The organism is Ensifer aridi (genome assembly GCF_002078505.1).
Taxonomy (GTDB): domain Bacteria; phylum Pseudomonadota; class Alphaproteobacteria; order Rhizobiales; family Rhizobiaceae; genus Sinorhizobium; species Sinorhizobium aridi.
Genome location: NZ_LUAV01000022.1, coordinates 161,051 through 183,218 on the forward strand (window position 1 = coordinate 161,051; position 22,168 = coordinate 183,218).

General features: G+C 59.4%; 17 protein-coding genes and 1 pseudogene. 7 read left to right on the top strand and 11 right to left on the bottom strand.

Annotated features, from left to right (window positions below; translation table 11 throughout):
* The 6 genes and pseudogenes from AYK65_RS19785 to AYK65_RS32500 all read right to left on the bottom strand — a co-directional run.
* On the bottom strand, window positions 1-184 hold a 184-nt coding region (locus tag AYK65_RS19785), incomplete at its 3' end, for an aquaporin (protein WP_172402032.1).
* 894 nt (window positions 185-1,078) lie between these two features.
* A pseudogene (locus tag AYK65_RS33905) lies at window positions 1,079-1,199 on the bottom strand (LabA-like NYN domain-containing protein); the annotation flags it as partial.
* A 398-nt stretch (window positions 1,200-1,597) separates the two neighbouring features.
* The gene (locus tag AYK65_RS19795; RefSeq protein ID WP_081159851.1) at window positions 1,598-1,984 is read right to left on the bottom strand and encodes a hypothetical protein; all 387 of its coding nucleotides are present in this window, start codon (window positions 1,982-1,984) and stop codon (window positions 1,598-1,600) included.
* A 323-nt stretch (window positions 1,985-2,307) separates the two neighbouring features.
* The gene (locus tag AYK65_RS19800; protein ID WP_081159854.1) at window positions 2,308-2,745 is read right to left on the bottom strand and encodes a type II toxin-antitoxin system VapC family toxin; all 438 of its coding nucleotides are present in this window, start codon (window positions 2,743-2,745) and stop codon (window positions 2,308-2,310) included.
* Entirely contained in the window at window positions 2,745-2,990 is a 246-nt protein-coding gene (locus AYK65_RS19805; RefSeq protein ID WP_081159856.1) for a type II toxin-antitoxin system VapB family antitoxin, read from the bottom strand. The genes AYK65_RS19800 and AYK65_RS19805 overlap by 1 nt, the downstream gene beginning before the upstream one ends.
* A gap of 474 nt (window positions 2,991-3,464) precedes the next feature.
* The gene (locus AYK65_RS32500) at window positions 3,465-3,602 is read right to left on the bottom strand and encodes a hypothetical protein (protein WP_172402033.1); all 138 of its coding nucleotides are present in this window, start codon (window positions 3,600-3,602) and stop codon (window positions 3,465-3,467) included.
* A gap of 584 nt (window positions 3,603-4,186) precedes the next feature.
* Here AYK65_RS32500 and AYK65_RS19810 point away from each other — a divergent pair.
* The 5 genes from AYK65_RS19810 to AYK65_RS19830 all read left to right on the top strand — a co-directional run bounded on the left by AYK65_RS19810 (window position 4,187) and on the right by AYK65_RS19830 (window position 12,440).
* The gene (locus AYK65_RS19810) at window positions 4,187-7,279 is read left to right on the top strand and encodes an AAA domain-containing protein (protein WP_210190415.1); all 3,093 of its coding nucleotides are present in this window, start codon (window positions 4,187-4,189) and stop codon (window positions 7,277-7,279) included.
* A gap of 656 nt (window positions 7,280-7,935) precedes the next feature.
* Entirely contained in the window at window positions 7,936-9,888 is a 1,953-nt protein-coding gene (locus AYK65_RS19815) for a multicopper oxidase family protein (RefSeq protein ID WP_139793257.1), read from the top strand.
* Window positions 9,889-9,916: 28 nt separating this feature from the next.
* On the top strand, window positions 9,917-10,309 hold the full coding sequence (locus tag AYK65_RS19820) for a hypothetical protein (protein WP_081159862.1): 393 nt from the start codon (window positions 9,917-9,919) through the stop codon (window positions 10,307-10,309).
* A 63-nt stretch (window positions 10,310-10,372) separates the two neighbouring features.
* Window positions 10,373-11,983 carry a tyrosinase family protein gene (locus tag AYK65_RS19825; RefSeq protein ID WP_081159864.1) on the top strand — a complete coding sequence of 537 codons (1,611 nt, stop codon included), beginning with the start codon at window positions 10,373-10,375 and terminating at the stop codon, window positions 11,981-11,983.
* Window positions 11,984-12,107: 124 nt separating this feature from the next.
* Entirely contained in the window at window positions 12,108-12,440 is a 333-nt protein-coding gene (locus AYK65_RS19830) for a hypothetical protein (RefSeq protein WP_028002626.1), read from the top strand.
* A gap of 336 nt (window positions 12,441-12,776) precedes the next feature.
* Here the strand turns inward: AYK65_RS19830 and AYK65_RS19835 are convergent, their stop codons facing one another.
* The 5 genes from AYK65_RS19835 to AYK65_RS32505 form a co-directional block, all read right to left on the bottom strand.
* Window positions 12,777-13,019: a helix-turn-helix domain-containing protein gene (locus tag AYK65_RS19835; protein WP_081159867.1), complete on the bottom strand. Its 243-nt coding sequence runs from the start codon at window positions 13,017-13,019 to the stop codon at window positions 12,777-12,779.
* A 1,366-nt stretch (window positions 13,020-14,385) separates the two neighbouring features.
* Entirely contained in the window at window positions 14,386-17,601 is a 3,216-nt protein-coding gene (locus tag AYK65_RS19840; protein WP_081159869.1) for a hypothetical protein, read from the bottom strand.
* A gap of 23 nt (window positions 17,602-17,624) precedes the next feature.
* A complete protein-coding gene (locus tag AYK65_RS19845; RefSeq protein ID WP_081159872.1) occupies window positions 17,625-19,520 on the bottom strand; it encodes a flagellar biosynthesis protein FlhA in 1,896 nt (631 codons plus the stop codon).
* Entirely contained in the window at window positions 19,517-20,518 is a 1,002-nt protein-coding gene (locus AYK65_RS19850; RefSeq protein ID WP_139793258.1) for a hypothetical protein, read from the bottom strand. Before AYK65_RS19850 ends, AYK65_RS19845 begins: the two co-directional genes overlap by 4 nt.
* 117 nt (window positions 20,519-20,635) lie before the next feature.
* Window positions 20,636-20,803, bottom strand: coding sequence for a hypothetical protein (locus AYK65_RS32505; RefSeq protein ID WP_172402034.1), 168 nt, complete (start codon window positions 20,801-20,803; stop codon window positions 20,636-20,638).
* Between the two features lie 311 nt (window positions 20,804-21,114).
* Between AYK65_RS32505 and AYK65_RS19855 the strand changes: the two genes are divergently transcribed.
* Window positions 21,115-21,657 carry a hypothetical protein gene (locus tag AYK65_RS19855; RefSeq protein WP_139793259.1) on the top strand — a complete coding sequence of 181 codons (543 nt, stop codon included), beginning with the start codon at window positions 21,115-21,117 and terminating at the stop codon, window positions 21,655-21,657.
* The gene (locus AYK65_RS19860) at window positions 21,657-22,076 is read left to right on the top strand and encodes a hypothetical protein (protein ID WP_081159877.1); all 420 of its coding nucleotides are present in this window, start codon (window positions 21,657-21,659) and stop codon (window positions 22,074-22,076) included. Before AYK65_RS19855 ends, AYK65_RS19860 begins: the two co-directional genes overlap by 1 nt.
* Window positions 22,077-22,168 lie beyond the last annotated feature (92 nt).

The following is a 22,168-nucleotide window of genomic DNA, read 5'->3' on the forward strand; positions in this document are numbered from 1 at the left end:
TGACGGCCGGGTTGAGATGCGCCCCGGAGATTGGGCCGACCGTATAGGCCATCGCCACAACCGACAAGCCGAAGGCGAGAGCGATGCCTAGGGGGCCCACCTCCGAATGCATAAAGACAATCGTGCCGCAGCCGAGGAAAACGAGTGCGAAGGTTCCGACGAATTCGCAAGCGTATTTGCTCATGTTCCGCTCCGTTGACTGAATTTGCCTGACGGATTTCCTGTTGTAATCCGCAGCATTGGAGACTCCGCTGGTCGGCCGAACTTCGGCGTCACGACGCGGTGCCCCAGCTTCGTAGAAAGCACGCGCCCTCTAAAGGAGCTCGCGAAAGACATTCGCCCTCTATCTTTCAGTTGAAGACAACTTTCTCTATCGCCGTTCGGAAGATTGCCAAAACGGTTTGTTTGAATGGCAACGATCCGCGATGTGGATGGGATGTGTTTCAAGTCGGGCATGGTTGAATGACGCAGCGAAACGGCGCCTGACAGAGGACGCGGCTGGGCGGAAGATCTCGGAATGGCCCTGGAAAGGTACTGGCGGTGCCTCAGCCAACTGAGCCTCGGTCTTTTTGTTTGGGGACTTGGTCTGTAATGGCGAACACCGGTGCGGCTTCTACCATCTAAAGCGGGTCGCGATTTTTAGGATTTCAGATTCCCGAATCGGGTTTTTCGTGGTGTCCCTCGCTTTGACGCGAGGGACACCACCGGCAAGTCACATCCGCTAGTCGTGTCATTGTATTGTCGAGAAAGGTCACAGCCACCGGGCTGCGGCCCGGCACTTCCGAGTGTCGCCGCGTTCCTTCAACGTGTTGACGACCTCCGCCGAGAGACCATCGAACCCATGGCGCATCACGACCGGCCGGCAAGCCGGGTACACTTTCGTCCCCGCGGCAATCTGGATCACGACGCGTCGGTAGCATAGTCCATAATTGAGCCTTATGCCGCCATCCATAAATCATGAGGTCTCGGTTCGCATCCCTTCAAGGCGGACTGGCGGCGGTCGCATCGATCGTTGATCGATCGTCTCGGGGGGTGAAAGCGGTCACTCGACCTTTACGCAAGACATGGCCTACCCTCCATAGGCGCGTTTCTGGAAGGCCGGCACCAACCAATAATCGATGTCGAAACCAAGCCGTTGGGGTCGCATAGAAATTCGCTCCATCGATGAAGAGTCCGATCTTTTCGCGCGGGTCGAACATAGTCTCCCTTCGTGCCAAACCCGCGCTTATGCGGAGGCGTGGGATCCTGCTTCAGAACACTTGCGACCGCCGTGGCACTGGCCTTTCTGCGATTGCAGGAGCAGCCACACCTCAAACCAATGGGCGTCCGGAAAGCTGCTCTTCAACCGCGGCCGGGTCCTTGCATGCCAGCCGGAGAACGTCGAGGACGTAGAGCAGCAACTCCCGTTACGGGTGTCAATTCATGCGTATCAATCGATCATTCGAAATCTCGCAACTGCCGGTAGAAATTAACCTTGCATCGAAGGCGGCAAATAGACCGGGTGTGTACGGCTCCTTTCGATTCTTCATCCAGCAGCGCGCAACCACGCGCCCGCCCGGCCTGAGCGTGTAGGCCGATCTTATGCACGGATAACGGCTCACTTCCGGGCAGCCCATAGCCGCGTCATTTCATCGTAGGCCTGTCTCCCACCCGAAACAGCCCTAGTCTCGTTGTACACGTTGCAATGGGGCCACCCGCGGTCTGCCTCCCGCACGCGTCGCTGTCCGGCCAGTACAGCTTCGATCCGTTGCTGCATTGGCAGTTGGTCGATGCGTCGTCCGTCCACTGCAACGCGTATGGGTTTTCCGTCGCAAATATCTGCGTCGAACCCAGAATTTTGCGTGAGACGAGGGCCAAGATGATCGATTTCAAAGATCGTCGCGACGCCGATGGGTAGACCGAAGTCTGTCGTTTGGTGGTAGCTCACCATCGGCCAGCACTTTTTGCGCTCGATAAAGCTCGCCATACGCATCCCGCCGGTCATCTTGGCATCCTGTCGACCACTTTTCTTCGGCCCACGCGGACGATCGAACCGGGGCTTGTCGTGGTGCGGCCGCTTGGCACCCCGCTGATATCGTGAGTGTCAGAAGGGCGACAGTTCTCTTTGACATAATCACCCCGACTCGTTCATTGCCGCAGGCCACAGAACGTGCGGAAGGTATCGCAGGTTTCATGCGTTATCCGCTCTCACCACTTTCGGTAGTGAGCCGGGATGTCAATTCGGCAGCATGAGGGTTTTCGTTAGGGGCAGGAGGAAGGGCTTGGGAAAGGGGAGTCGTCCCCCGTCCCAACCAACGTGGGCACGACCTAAGCTGCTTCTATATCAGTCTGTGAGAAGTCATTACCATTGAAGAGTAGGGGGAGGCGGTACTCCTTGGCGCAGGCATAGGAGAAGCAATCACCAAAATTCAGCCGTGCCGGATGGGCGACAAAGCGGCCATAGTTGCGAGCCGCTTCAATAGCCTTGCGATGCAAGGAGCCGTTCATGGACATTTCGCGGGCGCCGATCGTTTCCATGAACTTTCCTACGTCCTCTTGAACCAGATCGATCAACTCGGGCGGGGTAGGGGTCTGATCGCCAAACTGTGAGATCGAGATTATCCGGGCTAAGCTGATCACGGCCTCGAACATTGAGAGCGGCGAATAAAATTTAGGCTTTTCTGACATTTCGATTTTGGCGAGGAGGTAACCAGCATCTTCTTCGCCAGCCAGGATGGCAACGATTGCTGACGCGTCCAAGAACATCAAACTTCCCACATCTCGTCTGTAAACTTCTTCATGTCGAAATCTGGCGTGCTGGGTCCCATCTTGGCTCGCACACTGTCCTGAATCTTTTTGACGCGCTCTTTTAGTGGTACAGCTTGTTCCGCTCGCGCTAGTTCGTTTTGCAGGGCGCGCCGGACCGCCTCGGTCTTCGTAGGAGTCTTAGTGACCTGCTGGACCTTCTTTGCCAGCGCATCAACATCGTCGTCGCGAATGTAGAGAGGCATGACTTTTCCTCGCGTATATGCAGCGCAGAATATTCTAATATAGTATTAGGAATATACATCAAGTGCAAGGGTCAGGGCGCCTCCTACCCGAATCGGCCGAAGCTGATGAAACCTGGATCCCCGCCGCTTAGAGCGTCGCGCAGCGGTGTGCCTCACCCCGTTGAAAGTCGGCGACATCCTTTCGTTCTCGGGGCCCACATCGCGCTGGCCGCTCTGTGGCTTGCGGGGCCATATCTGCCAGACAAGGCGATTTTCGTCATCGCGAGCGCGGCGGTCCTTTCCTATGCCGTTACGGTCGCGATCGCGCTTCTTTTCCCCTCCGGCCGTAGATCACCCGGCAATGCCTGGCGATGATTTCCTTCGCGCGGATATGGAAGGCCGTTTCCCCCGACGACACGCAGTCTACGACGTTGTCCTCGGGGCGGTGAGCGAAGGGATGCGCTCGGACGTTGGGGCCGCCGCCGTTCCTGGCGATCAACCGCCTGCCGCAGCCGAAGCAGACGGATCCGCAATCTCGGTGATATGACGTGGCGATCCGTCGCTCACATCCTTGGCGAGAGTCATGCCCTCATCGCCGGGGAACAGGTCGACAATGGTGACCTTCGTTGCCATCAGCGCCGTGAATTATGTCGAGCGCGGGAGGTTAGCCCGGATCAATTGTTCCCGGAAGGGGAATTGTTCGATAGCAAGCTTGCTGTTGATTTCGTGGTCAAAGTTATGACATCGCACGCTGCCGGTTGAATTTCTGGGGGCACTGATTGAAGACTAAGCACCCGCCAAGGTCCTCATATTAATGCAGCAGGTTCAATTGATGTCGAAGCGACCGTACCTCTCCAAGTCTGTCGTAGAACTGGAGGCGATCTACGAAACCAGTGCCACAGATAAGGCGACGGTCGATCTTCTGGTTAAGGAGTTGGCCTTTCGGACAACGCAGAAGGCGGAGACCCTCAAGCAGCGCATCGCCAAAGATCGCGTGGTTCGAACGTCAGCCGAAACTCCGGTCGAGAGCTCACCTGTAGAACGTCAGCTTGCTGCGGCATCTCCGATGCGCGTAGAGGCGACGCCTACTGTCGGACCAGTACCTGCGTTCAAGCCGATGCAGACGCCGCCTGTAACGAACAAGGCCACTGATGTCCTCAGCACTTGGACCGCATTGGAGGTACTGTCCCCGAACGGATTCAAGAAGGAAATCGACCTTGTCGCTGGCGACAAGGAGGGCCCTCGCCAAGTTCGAGGCAAGCGATCTCCCGTGGGAGATCAGCCAGACGTCGCGGCCGAAGAAACGCCTGTATTTCGAACTCTATTTTGGCACGATCGCCATGGCACCCGCGATGGAGTCGTTGCTGAAGGTATATTCCGACATTAGGCCGGAGAAGCCCACGGTGAAGGGGTTCAGTCCGATCGCCAGCGTAATTCTCGACAAGGAGGGGAAGCCCCTTGAGGAAGACGATAGCGCGTCGATATCAAGCTTCGCCTGGGGAGTGCCCGTTGCGCTCCGGGGCGACCTCCGAAAACTGGCGGACTGGCCCAAACATGAGAAGTCACTCACCTCGGCGTTTCGCGAACGACTCGTCAGACGAAACCGAGACAATGAGATAGAACCCCTCACCAAGCGGCATATCCGCGATGTCTATAACTGGCTTTTGCAGGCTCTTGATCTCGACGGCTTGGAAACGAAGGCACCTTACTTCGCTCTCGAGCGCTTCGAGTGGATCGGCAACAAGAATCCGCCAGAACCAAATCTCCTAAATTCCTTCTACCTCGAGGACTTAGAGAGCGCTCGGTCTCTTATCGCGGCAAACAATGTGCCGAATGCCCTTGCCCATTACCTCGGCATCAAATCCCCTCTCACGCGCACGGACCTGTTCGAAGATACCGCAGGACTTCAGGACCTTCTGCAGCCAAAGCTGTCGCCATCTGGACGGTGGCCAGGGAAGGGACGGCATCCGTTGGCGATCCTTCAGCAGGCAGCCGTCAACGCTACCGGGCACGACCAGATGCCAACGGGCGTTCTGGGCGTCAATGGACCGCCGGGCACCGGGAAAACCACGCTCTTGCGTGACGTCGTCGCCGACAGGGTCGTGGAGCGCGCAAGTGTCATGGCGACATTTGATAAGCCGGCCGAGGCTTTCGAACCCTCACGTGTCAGCTTTTCGCGCAACGGTGCCACCATAATGCTTCACCGCCTGGACAACCGTCTCAAGGGTTTCGAGATGGTTGTTGCCTCTTCCAACAACAAGGCTGTCGAGAATGTCAGTGCTGAATTGCCTTCGATGGAGGCGGTGGCCGAGGACGCGCCTGATCTTCGGTATTTCCAAACAATTTCCGACAAAGTTCTAGGGATACCGACTTGGGGCCTTGTGGCAGCTGTCCTGGGGAATTCATCCAATCGCTTCCAGTTTTCGCAGGATTTCTGGAAGGACGAGGAGCTCGGCTTTTCCACCTACCTCAATCACACCAGCGGACAGCCGCAGATTGTCACGATCCCCCAGGAGAACGGGCCTCCGATCCGCCGTCTTCGGAAAATCGTCGAACGTGAGCGGCCCCCGCAAAACGCTAGGGAAGCCGCATCGCGTTGGGGCTTTGCCAGATCGAGCTTCCAAAAGGTCAAGGCGGCTTTCGAGGAACGCCGGAGCCGTATTCAGATGCTTCATATTCAGCTGAAGCGGCTCGTTCAGATCGGTGTGGAGTATCAGGCTGTCATCGAACAGCGGAAGACGTTGGAGGGTACCGCCAACGACCTCGAGGGACAGTTGGCTTCGGTTACGCAGGCCGTCCGAAAACATGAGCAAGCTCTGGCCAGCACAGGAGAGCAAATGTGCCGACATGGAGATGTGCGGCCAAGCTTGATTTCGCGTATCTTCAGAACCGCGCCGTACCGCGATTGGACAGCGAGGAGTGATGATCTGGCGACAACAGCCAGACGGCAGCAACAGCTCCTCTCGCCGCTCAAGAGCCAGCTCGATACCGTCGGTGCCGAGTTACACCGGATGAAAGAGACGGTTGGCAGGATCGCGTCGAAGGCCACCGAGCTGAATAACGAACGCATTGCGCTGCAGAAGACAACAAGGCAGGCGAGGGAGGCTCTGGGGGCGGAGGTCCCGGATTTCGAATTCTTCGGGCGGCCGCACGAGGAAGTCCAGCTACTGAACGTCTGGTTCGACAAGGATACCAATGTCCTCCGAGACCAGGTTTTTGAAGCCGCGATTCATCTGCACCGAGCCTTCATCGACTGCGCGGCTGACCGCCTCAGGCAGAACCTTGCGATCTTCATGGAAAGCTTTGGCACGCGGACCTTAGGAAGCCCCGAGAAGGATGCGATGATACCGGAGCTGTGGGCGTCCTTCTTCCTCGTGGTGCCACTCATCTCGACGACCTTCGCATCTGTCCATCGAATGTTCTCCCGTCTGAAGCCGGAGACGTTGGGTTGGCTCCTGGTTGATGAAGCTGGCCAGGCCGTCCCGCAGGCGGTCGTCGGAGCCATGATGAGAACGAAGCGTTCGATCGTAGTAGGTGACCCGTTGCAGATCGAACCCGTGGTTACGCTTCCCAGCAGTCTGACAGAAAAGGTTTGCGGGTTCTTCGGCATCGATCCGCTGCGTTTCAATGCGCCCGAAGCCTCGGTGCAGACGCTTGCGGACGCGGCGAGCATCTATTGTGCTCGATTCCCGATTGGTAGCGGTCATCGTAACGTTGGCGCACCGTTGCTGGTCCATCGCCGTTGCAACAGCCCGATGTTCGACATCTCGAACGAGATCGCCTATGCCAATCTCATGGTGCATGCGAAGCGTCCGACACCAGACAATGAAGTCCTCGGTCGATCCGCATGGGTGAATGTCGTGAGCCGGTCGTCGACTGACAAATGGTCGCCAGATGAAGGCGCGGTCCTCATCAAAATGCTCCAGCAGCTTCGAAGTGCCGGCTACGCCCCCGACCTGTACGTGGTGACGCCCTTCGTCATCGTTCAGGACAACCTGCGTAGCGGGATCGTAGAGAGCAGGGTTCTCGACGGGTGGGTCGATGATCCGTGGGACTGGGCGTCTAAGCGGGTTGGAACCGTTCACACCGTTCAAGGCAGGGAGGCCGGGATCGTGTTCTTTGTACTCGGCGCGCCGATGTCGTCACAGAGTGGCGCACGGGCATGGGCCGGCGGTCGGCCCAATCTTGTCAACGTTGCAGTAACACGCGCCAAGACTACCCTGTATGTGATCGGGAATAGAGGACTGTGGAGATCGGCAGGGCACTTTTCAACATTGGACCGGTTCCTACCGGATCGGCCGCTTTCTTGATTGCAGGTGGGCTGCGCTCGCCCAGAACGACCTTCGACGTGTCAACTCGGTCCAGAGCCTCGGCCAGGGCGTCTGGGAAACGCTATAGACTTCGGATTCACCCGAAGAACGGCGGGTCTAGTATTAGGCCGCCTTTTGGGTGGTGTAAGCCTGTCTACTCAAGACGGCCGTCGTGATCAATACCGTTCACTGCCATTGAGCCGATCAAATCGAAGTAGCCCATGGCCAGAAGTCCTCTGAGCTCCACCCTCGGCCCTATGCAGCCTCAGCCAATCTGACTGCTTCGCACGCTCGCGCCAAGTGGCCGATGCCGCTCGCCTTCAGCCTTGACAGGGAACATGAGAGCTAGGGGACTTTGCGTCCGAAAACATTGTAGACCGGATTCAGCGCAACCAGTAGTTTTACAGGGATGTGCGAGACACCGCTTTGCGCTATATAGTTTTCGAGGCTGAAAAGTAATGCACCTGTAACCGTCTCATGGTTGTGAGGGTAATTTTCTCCGTAGTGAGAAGATAGGTGGGGCAACTCCTTCTATAAACATGCAGAGACAAAGTGATATTCAGACTTCAAGCTAAGGGTCTGTTTGTATCACTGACGTCATGGACAGTGCGGCCCGTCTCGCTCTTGCACTATAGGCAGAGGCTTGGGAGGTTTGTTTGTTTGCATCTCACAAAATTGCGCTTTCCGGTGTGGCGGGCGTTCTTTCGGCCACCACCCATGTGCTATCGGCTGCCGCTCAAGAGACTAGGGCCGTGAGCAACCCACCGGCCTACATATTGGAGCCGGTCGCCAAAGGGCGGGCGAAGCTGGAAACCTTCGCGCAGGACCGGGCGACTTTTCTGGGCGAGGTGCTGCTCGACATGAACGTCACCTACCTCGACCGTCAGATCTACAATCCGGCCACGGCGCGCTATGACCGAGTGAGGCTCCGCGGCTATCAGGACGCCCGCCAAACGGACCCATCCGGCGCCGACACGCCGCTGGTGGGGCCGACAATCGATGTGCGCCCGGGCGAGACGGTGCGGATAATACTGAACAACATGCTCCCTCAGGATTCGACCTGCGGCATCGGCGGGGGCAGTGCCAACACCCCCCATTGCTTCAACGGTACGAACCTGCATTCTCACGGTCTCTGGGTGAATCCGTCGGGCAACGGCGACAATGTGCTGGTTTCGATCCGCCCTGGCGTCGCGTTCCAGTATGAATATAACATTCCCGCCGACCATCCGGCGGGCACCTTCTGGTATCACCCGCACCTGCACGGATCGACCGCCTTGCAGGTGTCGAGCGGCATGTCCGGAGCGCTGATCATCCGTGGCGATCGCATGCCGACCCCGACCGAAACGGGCGATATCGACCGCCTGCTGAAGCAGCCGGATGGCTCCGATATCGCCGAGCGGGTCCTGGTGCTACAGCAGATCCAATATGCCTGCACCGACAGCAACGGCAGCATCACCTATGATTGCCAGCCAGGCCAGGTTGGGGGCATCGAAAGCTACGACCAGTTCGGACCTGGCACTTGGCCGGCCTCGGGCCGCTTTACCAGCATCAACGGTCAGGTGCTGGGCCAGTTGCCGCCGGCGGTGGCTGGGTCGGTCGAGCGCTGGCGGATGATCCATGCCGGGGTTCGCGACACCATCAATTTCGAGATCCGGCGGAAGACCGGCACGGCCGCGTTGCGCACGCTTACCGCGGCGGACACCGATAGATGGATTGACCAGAATTGCGGCAAGGATACCATCCCGTATGGCGTGGTGGCCCAGGACGGCCTGACAATGGCGCAGGTGCAGATGCGGCAGCAGGCGGTGCTGCAGCCGGGCTACAGGGTTGATGCCTTAGTGGTGCTGCCTCAAGCGGGTGACTACTGCCTCGTCGACGCCGCCGCGCCGGCAGCGGCGAGCGTCAACCAGCTTGCTCCGAGCCGCCGCCTTCTCGGCATTGTCACCGCAGTGGAAGGCAATGCGGTCAATGGCGAAATTGGCACCTATCTGCAGGATTGGCTGATTTCGGCGGCTGAGCGCACGATGGCGCCGGATGTTTCCGGCAAGGTCATCGACGACCTCAAGAACGATATGCGGCTTTCAAGCTTTGTTCCGCATCCGGACATCGAACCAGGCGAGGTCACCGGCGAGCAGCAACTGGTGTTCAATATCGATGTAAAGCAGCCGGGTGGCACCTTCTTCGAGATTGACGGCAAGCCCTATGATCCCAACCGCATCGATCGGACGCTGCCGCTGAGCGGAGTGGATGAGTGGACGCTCAGGTCGGATTTCGTCAGTCATCCTTTCCATATCCATGTCAATCCGTTCCAGATCATCAAGATTGTCGATGCGGCCGGTAATGATGTCAGCGCGCTTGGTTCCGACGACGACGGCGACCCGCAATATCCGGGACTGAAGAATGTCTGGAAGGACACGCTGTGGATCAAGAATCCCAGCACCGACCCGTCGACGCGTTACACGATCACCGTGCGGACGCGCTACCAGCGCTACATCGGCGAGTTCGTTTTGCATTGCCACATTCTCGATCATGAGGACCAGGGAATGATGCAGAACGTCAGGATCACCCTGCCGGACGGCCATGGCGGCACCGTTTCCGGCCATCATTAGGTTAGCTGATCGCCATTTGGGAGGAGATATGAGCTTCGTCGGCACTTGGAGTTATCGGAGCCTGATCAACAATCCCGACCTGTCGGCCGATTTCAGTACCCTGGAATTTGGCCAGGGAACGCTGGTGCTGACCGAGGTGGCGCCGGGCAGGATTGGCGGAGCCATCGGCGGCCCCGGCTGGTCGTTGGAACTCACCGGCGCGGCCCGGATGGGCGACCCGGTCGAACTCAAATTTACCGGAAAGGGCGAGGTGGCCGGAGAGACCTGGATCTACAGTTATCGCGGCTACGTCGTGCCGAACTGGCCGAACGGCGTCGACCAGAGAGATGCCCTTGTCGGCAGCATCGTCCGCGACGTCCCGCATTCGCACGGGACTGCTGCGGCCGGCTACGTCGCCTCCTGGTATGCCGTGCGGCAGTGATGCTCCACCCCTTGCCGTAGCTGCAAGACATTCGGACTAACACCTCATCAGGGGATAATCTCGATGACACGCACGCGATTTCTGACGGTTTCACGCCGCTCTTTCGTCAAAGGCGCAACCGCTGCCGCCGGTACAGCCCTTTTCGCGCCGAGCATTCTGCGCGCGGCGACCAAGCACAGGCGCAAGAACATGACGAGCGCCGACGGGCAGAAGGACCTACAAAGTTACATGGACGCCGTCACGGCGATGATGAAGCTTCCGCCTTCGGACCCGCGGAACTGGTACCGCAATGGCTTCATCCACCTGATGGACTGCCCCCATGGCGACTGGTGGTTTACCAGCTGGCACCGCGGCTATCTCGGCTATTTCGAGGAGACTTGCCGCGAACTGAGCGGCAATCCGGATTTCGCCCTGCCATACTGGGACTGGACGGCCAATCCCGAGGTCCTGCCGCCGCTGTTCGGCACAATTCTCGATCCCGTCAACAGCTCCGCCTATATTCCCGACCACAACCGCTTCCAGGAGATCATGCAGGCGCCGATCAAGGCTTATTGGGACAGTCTCAGCCCTGCCCAATTGCAGCAGCAGACGTTGCGCGGCTATCCGGATTTTGATGCGCTGTGGAGCGACGCGATGGCGAGCTTCGCCAATCAGACGAACGCCCGCTTCCTGACGGCGCAGAATCCGAAACTCAATCCCGCCACCCAAACTGCAGTCGACATCGACACCATCAAGGCATCGCTGGCGCCAACAACATTCGCCAATGACGCGGGCGCTCCGGGTCTCGCTTTCAACAGTCCGGTATCGTCCAGCCACCAGGTGGCACCGGTCGGCTTCTCTATTCTCGAAGGCCAGCCGCATAACCGCGTGCATATGAGCGTCGGCGGCCAGAGCGCTCCCTACGGGCTGATGTCACAGAACCTGTCGCCGATCGACCCGATCTTCTTTCTGCATCATTGCAACATCGACCGGCTATGGGATGTCTGGACCCGCAAGCAGCAGGCGATGGGCCTGCCCGTGGGGCCAACCGCTGACCAACAGGGGCAGTACGATCCGGAACCCTATCTCTTTTATGTCAACGCTGACGGCAGCCCCGTGACCGACAAGACCAGGGCCGCTGATTATCTCGCAATCGGCGCCTTTGACTATGATTATGAGGCTGGCAGCGGCGAAGAGGTCATCCCGGTTGCAATCGCCGGCCGCTCGAGCCCCATTCCGGCGTTGGAAGCAGCCGTGCCTGCCTCCGCGGCCGTGGCCATAAACGAACCGGCGACCGCCAAGCTTACGGTTTCGCAGGAACTGGTGGATGTTGCCGCCAAGCCTTCGGAACAGTCGCGCCAATTCGCGAAGGTCAGCATCAAGCCGCCGATGGACGTTGGCGGACTGAATTTCCTCGTTTTCATCTTCCCCGAGGGAACGACGCCTGATCTCAACCCGGACGGACCAGATTTCGCCGGCAGCTTCGAGTTCTTCGGTGTTCGTCATCATCATACCGACACAGTCAGTTTCACCATACCAATCGACAAGGCGCTCGACAGGCTGATCGACGATGGTAGGCTCAAAGCGGGCGAACCGATCGACTTCGCCGTTGTGGTCGCGCAAGCGGGCAAACGTCTCGAAGGCAGCATGCCGGCTAAGGCACAGCTGACCGACATTCAGGTGGGGTCGTTCTGAGCCGCTCGAGGCAGCGGACCGACGGTTTTGGGTCATGCCCGTTGATCGCAGACACGCTCGCGGTGTTTTTGCGATGCTGGCAAAGGGATAACGGCAGCGCGCCTGCTGCGGGATTTAAGCGGAGATGGCCGATCAACAACGCAGAATTGTGATCAACCTGCCGCGAGCGCCGCGGCCGGACGAAACCGTGGGGCTCAATATCGTCACCGGCCCGCTACCGCTCGGCGCGGAAATCCGCTTTCGAACCGCCTCAGGCCACGTGATCGGTTCTGCCATTCCATTCGGCAGGACCGATCCTGACAAACAGCTGGTATTCCAGTTATCGCTTTCCGGCCGCTACATCGACGGCTCCCGGCTTGAAATCTTTGCGGATATGCTCGACGCCGGGAGTTCCCTACCGCGGGCGCCAACCGAACAGGAACTGGTCTCGGTGAAGGCGTGGATTGTGCAACAGTGAGGTTGTTCTTGTTACCATTTTGCGTCGAATGCCGATGGCCTGCGCCGGGCGAGGCGCGCCGTTATGCGGGAGTGCCCGAAGCCGAGATGGACGAGGCTCTGGAAACAGCGAAAGGCACGCTCATCACGCGCGTGCGGCAAGCCGGGGCTGCGGCTGCCCTATGATCCGGGGCACCCGGGGCTCGACCTGGGCAGCCTGTTCAATCGGAGGCAAGTCGGGAGCATAGCTAAAGCAAGAATCCGGTGGTTTGTTGGCCACTTAATCAGGTTCTTCCATGTGGTGGTGCAGTTGGTTGAGGGGTAGCATGCGGGCTCTAAGGTGTCCCTGGCCTTTCCGCTAGTCCAGCAGGAACATGGAGGTTGGCATTTGAAGTGCAGCGGCAATGCGCCTAAGCCTGCCCGGATCGACATCAGCCCCTTGTTCGATCCTTGTAATTTCGGCGCCAGTCAGACCGCAGGTTAATGCGAGGTCCTCGACGCTATATCCGACCGCTTCGCGGAATCGCCGGACAGTGTCACCTATATCAACGTGACCCACGCGCGTGTCGGAAGCGTCTCTGTGGTGTATTGAATTCGTCATGAGGTGACTCCTTCGGTCATTGCGCACAAGGAGCGCGTGCTCCTCGCGTGAAGGGAGCGTGCAGCCTTGGAAAAGCAGGCCAACGCTATTGTTGCAGTGCAATATAAGTTCAAAAGATGGCGATGCAAGGTCGCCCGGGCTCTGGCGCCGCTTCCTCTGTGGCTTCTAAGACCTATGACCCACCATAACGGCGAACAATGATCCGGAGAGACTTCATGTGAGTCTTCCCAACTCGAATTCGTTCCGCGGAGGCGAGGCTGTGGACGGCGCACCGTGCAGCTAACCATTTGCCGGTCCTTGGCGGCCCGCCGCCGCTATGCCCCGTCGACGCCGGTGGACCGTTTCAAGCAAACCCATCGATCTCAACGGATAGACATTTGGACAGTGTTGTAATCCGCAGCTTGGAGACTCCGCCGGTCGGCCGAACTTCGGCGCCACGACGCGGTGCCCCAGCTTCTTGAAAGCACGCGCCCGCTAAAAGCGCTCGCGCAAGACATGCGCCCTCTATCTTTCAGTTGAAGACAACTTTCTTTATCGCCGTTCGGAAGATTGCCAAAACGCTTTTTTTGAATGGCAACGATCCGTGCTGTGGATGGGATGTGTTTCAAGTCGGGTATCGTTGAATGACGTAGCGAAACGGCGCCTGACAGAGGACACGGCTGGGCGGAAGATCTCGGAATGGCCCGGGAAAGGAAATGGCGGTGCCTCAGCCAACTGAGCCTCGGTCTTTTTGTTTGGGACTGGGTCTGTAATGGCGCGAACACCGGTGCGGCTTCTATGCCACCTAAAGCGGGCCGCGATCGGACGCTCGACACGCGTTGGCCCTCGACGAGGAGCGAGAACAATACTCACCTCGGCTGACCACCGGTTCATGGCCATGTGCAGGAGTTCTCTGATCTGCCGGCCCGCATACTGGCTGCACGCTCCAAGCCCAAGGCCGGGCGGCTCGCCTGTAGATCTCCTCAAGAGGCGCGCCTTCCGTGCCGAAATCGCGACCGGCAGCCGAGTGCACTGCCAAACTCACTTTTCTCCTCAATTCGGGCGAGTCGAGAACGTCGCTTGCGACATCGCCAATCGCGTAGTGCGCGGTCCTCAGCGCTTTGTGGAGGGAAGCGTCGTAGCGTGCTTGCTGACCGTGGATCCTGCAATTTCAAGCCGTCGCCGCGCTTGCGAGGTGGCGCGCCGGCGGCGCTTTCAATCGAGAAAGCAGAGGCGAAAATTTGTGCCCCGAGGGAACATGAGGTCGCCCATCTCCGATAATTCCGGCGACGCGATTTTCTTGCCAGACTGCATCTGCTGGCGCGAACAATCCGGGCCGGTCTCAACGAGCCGAACTCGTTCGCGGCGTTCTCCAGAAGCTTTTCTGTTAGGCGGGCGTGCGCCCTATCTGGCGTGCGATGACGGACTCCCAATCGATGGGCGTCGCCTCGTGCTTCTCTACATCCCCGATTTTGATCGGCCCGATCTCAACACCGCGGGCGAATTTGATCGGATCGTCCAGGAGCCGTCGCAGGTTTGATTCCATCTCTTTCGTCTGTTTTTTGAAGGCGTTGTTGTCCTTGATGCCCTGATAGATTGAATAACCCATCCAGGCAGCGGTGGAGACCAGATTGGCCATGCCAAAGGCCAGCGTCCAACCGCGCGCAAGGGCAAGGGTGCCGCCGGATCCCAGACCGATCGTTCCACCAGTCTTCACCTGATTGATCAGGTTGCCGATTTGAATTCCCATGTTGGTGATGGCTTCCCCGGCAATGACGCTGTCGGCAGCAAGGCCTACCGAAATCAGGCTGATATTGACTGGATCGCCCCTCTTGACGTCGGCGATCAGCCAAAGTGCCTCAAGCGGTAGCCAGGCGGAAAAAATAAGGGCATTGGCGACGTTAACGCCGGCCTTGAGCAGTCCCGCGGAGTCTCGCCGCGCGGCCTTCGCCCAGTCGCTCAATTTGCTGCTGGAGACCTTCGCCGACTCTTTGAGCCCATCGCCGACCGCCTGCAGGATGTTCACGCCCGTCGAGGCGGCATAGAGGATGAGGGCAGAGAGACCGACATTGTCCCCCGGCTTCAAGTTGAATCCGGCATAAACCGTGCGGGCGCCATACATGAGGGCGTTGACCGAGCGGACGATAGTTTCCCTGTACTCTGTCAGTGACGTGCCGCTTGGGGCTTCCGTCACCCGTTCGTCCACCACCTTCTTGAGCAATGCGTCCGTTATTGTCTGGGTCTGGCCACCGGGGCGGCTGAGCGACCAAACATAATAGATGATGCTCATCACATTGCCTTTGAAGAGCCCCGCTGCGTCGACGTTGTCACCGAAGAGGGAACGGCCCATGGAGGTGATGGTATCGCCGAAGAGATCTTCGAGATCGGTGTTGGCGCTGGAAAACGCCGTGGGATCTCCGATAACGAGATCGGGGGCACGTTCCTTGGCGAGGTCGGTTATCTTGCCCGCCATCTGCTCCACGATCTTCATCCCGTAACGCCCAAGCACCGAGATACTCCAGCCGTGTTCCTTGGTTCCGAACAGCTTTTCGGCAATCTGTGAGGAGTTGAGGCTCGGGCGGTCGCCGCGGACCAGGGAATGCGTTCCGCCGCCGCTGGCTATGCCGCGCCCGGCCAAGCCGGTGGCAATGGTGATCAACGCGCTGATTTCCTGCGGCGTGTAGGTATTGATGCCGCTACTGCGATGGAACTTCCCGTTCGCGTCGCGGTAAACGAGATCCTGACCAAGTGTCTTCGGCTGCACCCGCGAGACCAGCGCGCCCGCGTCCAGAAGCGCTGTCACCGCCTGCGCCACCGCCTCGCGATATTCGCCGGCGCCTATCCCGGAGCCTTGCGGCGCATTCATCTGGAGTGTCAGCCGGCCCAAATGGCCGGGCAGCTCCTGTGCCGAAATCTCGCCTTTGGTGAATTTCTCCCACAGGCCTTCCACAATGTTCAGCACGTCGCTGGAGAAGGTCTGGCGCGCGAACGCCTTTTCGTTTCCCCCGCCGAACAGGTTGTCCGCCATGATCGAGGTGGCGTCGGAAAACAGGCTTGTCACCCCACCCGGCTCAAGTACCGGACCGAAGACGATTGCTTGAGGATCGGTTTGCTTGATGAAGTCGCTGAGAATATCGCCGGCGTTGTTGAGAGCAGTCACGTCGTGGTTCTTACGGACGACAGCATCCCAGGAGGCCAGCTTGAAATCGGTCGCCGGCCGCGAGGCATCGCCGCGCTGACCGGAGGTGACGCCAGTCTCGCCCATATGGTCACCGGCGAGCTTCGTGCTCATGACCATCAGCGCGGAGAGTTCCACCGCACTCATGTTCTTGTTGCGCGCCGCGGTCGAGGCAAGCGACGCGCCGTTGAACAGCATCTTCGCGCCGTCACGGAGCGCATTGGCCTTCTCGCCGGAAATGCCGTTGCGTTGCAGGTAGCGGTCGATGGCTCCATCGAGGCCCCGCACATCGCCGCCGTCGAGTTCCACGAAATCACCCCAGAGCTCGCGGAAGAGGGCGGTGAGTTCGGCTCTATATGTCTCCTTGCCCGCCCCGGAATAGTTGCTGGCGATAAGGTCGATGGTCTCGCCTGCGACGGACTCGAGGCTTGGAATGGGCTTGTCACCCCGCGTCAGATGCTTTTCCGTAAGCAGGCGTCGCATGGAGGCGATGTCATGAATGCCCGACTGGAACAGCGTATCCAGCTTCGAGACCTCTGGAATGGCCCGTCCACCGACGGTCCGCTCGTTACCATTGGCGAAATCGCCCATCTGCTTCATCAGATCGGAGTCGAACAATCCCTCGCCGAAGACTTCGCTGGCGATGAGGTTATCCTGTATCTGCGGCGTGACCGATCCAAGTCCCTTCGCGGTGAGACCATCCAGGGCATCGGCGAATTCGGGCAGGCGCGGCAATACCTCCTTGTTGTAGAACTCTTTGTAGGCGGCCTCGATCTTATCCGAATTGGCGGTCACCGTGGCTTCCGGCAGCACCGACATATAGAAGGCGAGGGCGTTGTTGTACTCCTGCAGGATGGTCTGGATGTCCTTGCCCGACCTCAGGCCATCGTTGAGTATGCCGCCATTGACGATTTCGCTCTCAAAACTCCTGGTCAGCGTTAGGCGCAGGTCCTTCACTTCCTCATCACGCTTGATGGTGTTGTCGATGATCTTGGCCGCATCCGTCTCCGTGTCAGGAGCCACCCGGTTGCCGGTGGTGAGGATGTGCTTGAAGCCTTCGAACACCCTTTTTGTAAGCAGGGACTGCACTTCCGGGTCGGCCTCAAGAATGGCAATGGCGTTGTTCAGGTCTTTCCAGATCTCATCCTGATTGAGCGGCTTTTCGCCGAAACGCTTGGGCAGGTCGTCGTAGTGATCGTAATCCTCGCGTGCTTCAAGCAGATCGAGCAGCGTAATCAACTTCTGCTCTGCGGTGTACTTGTCGGGGTTCAGTGCAACGTCGATACTTTGAAAGTCGCGCTTGTCATCCTTGTAACCCTCGAAAATGCCCTTGTAGATCTCTTTCCGCAGGCTGGAATTGTTTAGCCGGTCCATCTCATTCCGGATCGGCGATGAAGTGTTCTGGTTGTTGACGGCTTCGACCATTTTCCGTTCCCTCTTTATTATTGTCAGGCTCCAACCGCGGCGATCACGTCGCAGGTGATTTCCTCACTGATGTCGTCAGGGGAGAGCACCGGCATACGGCAACCGTGGCGGATCAGCAGCGCCTGCGACAAAAGCCGGACGTCGCTCTCCACGATAGCAACGGGGTCGCGATCCTCGGCATTCGCTGCGGAAAGCTTTTGCTTGGCGTCCTCTACCAACCGGCGCAGGTTCTCGCAGGCCTCGGCCTCCGCTTCTCCCGAGCTTTCTTTGAAGGCGCGCACGCTGCGCTCCCATTCCGGGCCGAGCGTGATGACGGGGAGTAACCCTCTTTGGTCCAGGAGGCCGAATGCGATCTGACGGCCGAGCGCCTGTCGCGCGCGCTCCGCCATATCCTCTGGCGCCTCCGTATGATGGGAGGTGAGCAGGGCCTCGAGAAGACCGCGTGGCTGAGACACGGTGACGCCGGAATCGAGCAGGCGGCGTATGACGGCGACGAGCAGCATGGGGGGTACCTGCGCTCGCACATCGCTTGCGAGCTTGCCCAGCCTCGGCTCGAGGCTCATAAGCCATTGCGTCGCGTCGTCGACGCTGAAGATCGATCCGATGTGGCGGCGGACGATACGCGCAATATCGTTGGCAATCTGCTCCGCCGGTCGGCTCGGCGGACACTCTACGAGGCCTGCCGGCACGTTCTCGACCTGGATGTGCATGAGGTCATCGCCCATGCGGGGATCGGCATTGAATGTCGGTACCGTAATGGCCACGCCCACGGCCCTGGCCAAGACGCCGATGCGGCCGTCGAGCTGCGTCCCCAAGCCTTCGGCCGCCAAGCGCGCCATGGTCGCCGCCGAGACCGTTGCGATAATGGGGTCGCCGTACTTTGTCCTGTCGAGGGAAACGGGCGCATGTTCTTCCGATCCCCGAGCCGCGCTGCCGGACGTCCCTGCCTGCCTCCGGCGCCACATTGTGAACGCGATGAATGCGAGCATGCCGGAGATCGGCCAGAGAACCGCATCCGGGAAGCCGGGTACGAAACTCATCAGCGCGGTCATGGCGGCTCCGACACCCAGTGCACGGGGCTCTCGCGCCAACTGACGACTGATGTCAGTTCCGAGGCTGCTGCTGCTATCGTCGTTGACCCGCGTGACGACCGTGCCGGCTGCGACGGCCATCAACATCGACGGGATCTGCGACACCAAGCCGTCGCCGACCGAAAGCAGCGAATAGAGGTGGGCGGATTCCGAGAAGCTCAAGCCCCGCTGGAAAATGCCGATGGCGAGACCGCCGAGCAGGTTGACAGCAACGATCGCGAGGCCGGCGATGGCGTCGCCCTTGACGAAGCGCATGGCACCATCCATGGCACCGAAGAACTGGCTCTCGCGCTCGAGCCTGGCACGGCGTGTCTGCGCCGCTTCGGCCGAGATATGGCCGTTGCGCAGGTCGCTGTCGATGGCGAGCTGCTTGCCGGGCATGGCATCGAGGGTGAAGCGGGCTCCGACCTCGGCGATGCGCTCGGCACCCTTGGTGACGACGATGAACTGCACGAGCGCCACAATCAGGAACACCACGAGGCCGACGAGAACGTTGCCCGCGACCACGAAGGAGCCGAAGGCGTGGATGATTTCGCCGGCATCGCCTTCTGCCAGCACCAGCCGGGTCGTCGAAATGGTCAGCGATAGCCGGAAGACCGTGCCGATCAGAATCACGGCGGGGAATGTGGAGATGTCGAGAATGTTGCGTAGGTAGATCGTCGTGACAAGGACGATGAAGGCGAAGGCAAGATTGAAGGCAATCATCGCGTCGACGAGTACTGTCGGTAGCGGCACCACCATCATGGCGACTACCAGCGCGAAGAAGGCGGCGAATAATATATCCGTTCTGCGCCAGAGGCCGGAAAGGACCGACGATCCGGCCGTCATTGCCCGGTTTCCAGCGAATCGACATTGGCGAGGTTCAGTTTCAGGCGCGGCTCCGGCTGCTCGAAATCGACGGTATCCCTCTCGCCCCCATGAGCGACTACGATTTGTCCCGGCCGTATTTCCTCGATCCGCCATTCCCCCGAGATCGCGTCGCCTTCCCGGTAACGACGCCCATCTCGCCCGACAATGAACTTGACCGGCGAATAGCCTGCCGCCGCGACGAAGCCCTCGAGTCCGGAGGCAAGTCTGGTCCGATCGACCAAGGGAACGGGGCTGCGCCCGCCAATAGAGGACAGGATTGATGCAAGCCGTCTTTGACTTGCGAGATCGAGGGGCGAAGCATTTTCTCCGACCAGAATTTTCGTCCCGTCCGGCGTGACCTTTGCCAGCACGGTAAGCCCTGCGAGCCGGGTTGCCTCGCTAAGCTCGGCGGCGATGGAGGCGGCCGTTGGGCGCGGCTCCGCCGAGGCTCGGCGGGCGGGCCATTCCGAAGGGGCGGGAGCGCCTTCGAAACTGAGGCTGGCGACGAGAAGCAGGCCCGCTAGTGCCAAAAGTCCGGCGGCGGCAATACGCCGGCGCGAAGAACGCGCAACGAATGTCGAGTTCTGGGGGAGGCCCTCGATGACGCACTGGACATCCGCAATGTGAATGACCGCGCCATTTGCGAGGATCGCGCGTTCGCCCTGGCTCAGGTCGCGTGTGCCGACTTTGATGCCAGCGCCGATTGCCTCGACGGCGGCGCCTGCCTGGCAGCCATCACCCCACAGCTCAAGACGGAACGCCGGCTCAGCGTTCAGGCCCACGACGACGAGGTCGCATTCCGCACCGCCGCCGACCAAGTGTGTGCCCTTGCCGGGCACAAGTACGGAGGTGCGGCCACCACGCGTAACCCGCAACGAAGGCTCGCCGGCGGTTGCCCGAGCACCGGCTCGCTGTGTCGGCGAACCCTTTCCAGTCGACGAGGCGGCGATTGAAGGCAAAGCAGGTCCCGCACGCATGGATCACTCCAATCGTTTCTGCTGCTGGCGCACTCCTCAACTTGGCACGGCGTTGTGAAATGAAGAGCACAATGTGGAAGAGGGCGGCGAAGCCGAAATCGGCTTCGCCCCGGTATATCAAGCCGGACCGATCTTCTTGGTGGCGTTGGCGACGCCATTGATTTTGGTGATTTCGGTCGCGACCTGCAGGCTCTGTGCCGTTGCTTCGTTCTGCGCAGCCTTGAAACTGGAAATTGCAGAACTGATTCCCCCTTCCAGGGTAGATGTAGGACCGGTACTAGCCATTTCTTGTCTCCTTGTTGAACGATACTCAGATTACCGTAATCAAAGTGACAATCAATTTTTATTTTTGAATATCGTGCGATTGCGGGTAACAGATCAATCTTTAATTTATGGCCTAAATGAGTTGTATTTGTTTCATGGATATCGGTTTTCACGCAAAGTGAACGGAGTTTAACATGTTGACAATCTCAATGTACGACTCTCAGCGTTAGTTCTACGTTCCATACGCGAGAAAGTTCTATCTGATCCAGCCAGACAGTGCTATGAGCTTCCAAACGAATTACCAAGGCGGAGGCACCATCGTGAGAGGCTGCATGTACCTTGTCGCTACAGCCGTTTGGCTCGCACTCGCATCAATTGCGACCGCCGATGTGCGCAACGTGCGCCTCAAGGTCATTTCCCAGCCGGTGTCTCAGGTCGTCGAAACCCTGGCGTTCATGACCGGCATCCCGGTGACGCCCGTCGGGACCTTGAACGGGACGGTCGAAAACTGGACCGTGGACGGCAGCGGGGTGGAGGCGTTCCGGGCGCTTGGCGAAGCAGCGAACCTGTTCGTCGCCTTCGACGGAAGCCGGATGGTCATTTCTCCCAAGAGCGAGATCAACACTGTCGTCCTGGAGCAACGGACGCGAAGCTGGGATGTGGCGCGCAACGCGGTGCGGGCGCTGTTTCCGATCTATCCCGAAACGGCGATCCAATACGATCCGACAAGCGATGTCCTGATTGTCCGCGGTCCCCCGATCTTCGTCTCCGCCGTCGAGGGCGTGCTTAACCGGTCCATGGAAAAAACGGTCCAGGTGTTCAAAGGGGGCGTGCCGGAAGTCGTGACGGTACGACGCACCTCGGCGCCCAACTGATGCCGAGGGCCATGCCGGCGGCCGATGCGGCCGCCATCGGCCAGCTCGTTCGACTGAGGAGTGCCCGGGAGGCCAGGCTTGCGCGACGGCTGAAGGAACTCGAGGAGCGGCTGGAACGGATCGAACGGGAGAAGACTTCCGCGGAAAGATTGCTGCATGACATCAGCCGGCGGGAGGACGAGGCTTCGCCGATCCGGAAAATGTCGCCCGGCAAGCTCGTCACGGGACGAGCTTTGCTTCTTGCCTCGGAGAAGGTTGAACTGATCGGTCGAGAGCGCTCCTTGGCGCAGGCGCGCGTCGAGGCGCTCAATGCGGAATGCGGCGGCCTCTCCCGGATGCTCAAGGAATGCAGGACCGAGCTTGCGCTTGCGCGGCGCAAGGCGGCCCGGATGGATGCACTGGCGTCTCTGGATAGCTAAAGTTCAGGCTGTGCGAAGAACCGCGGCGCGCATAAAGGATCGCGCTTTAGATTCCTGTTTTTATGCATGTCGTTTTCCCAAAACCGCTGCAC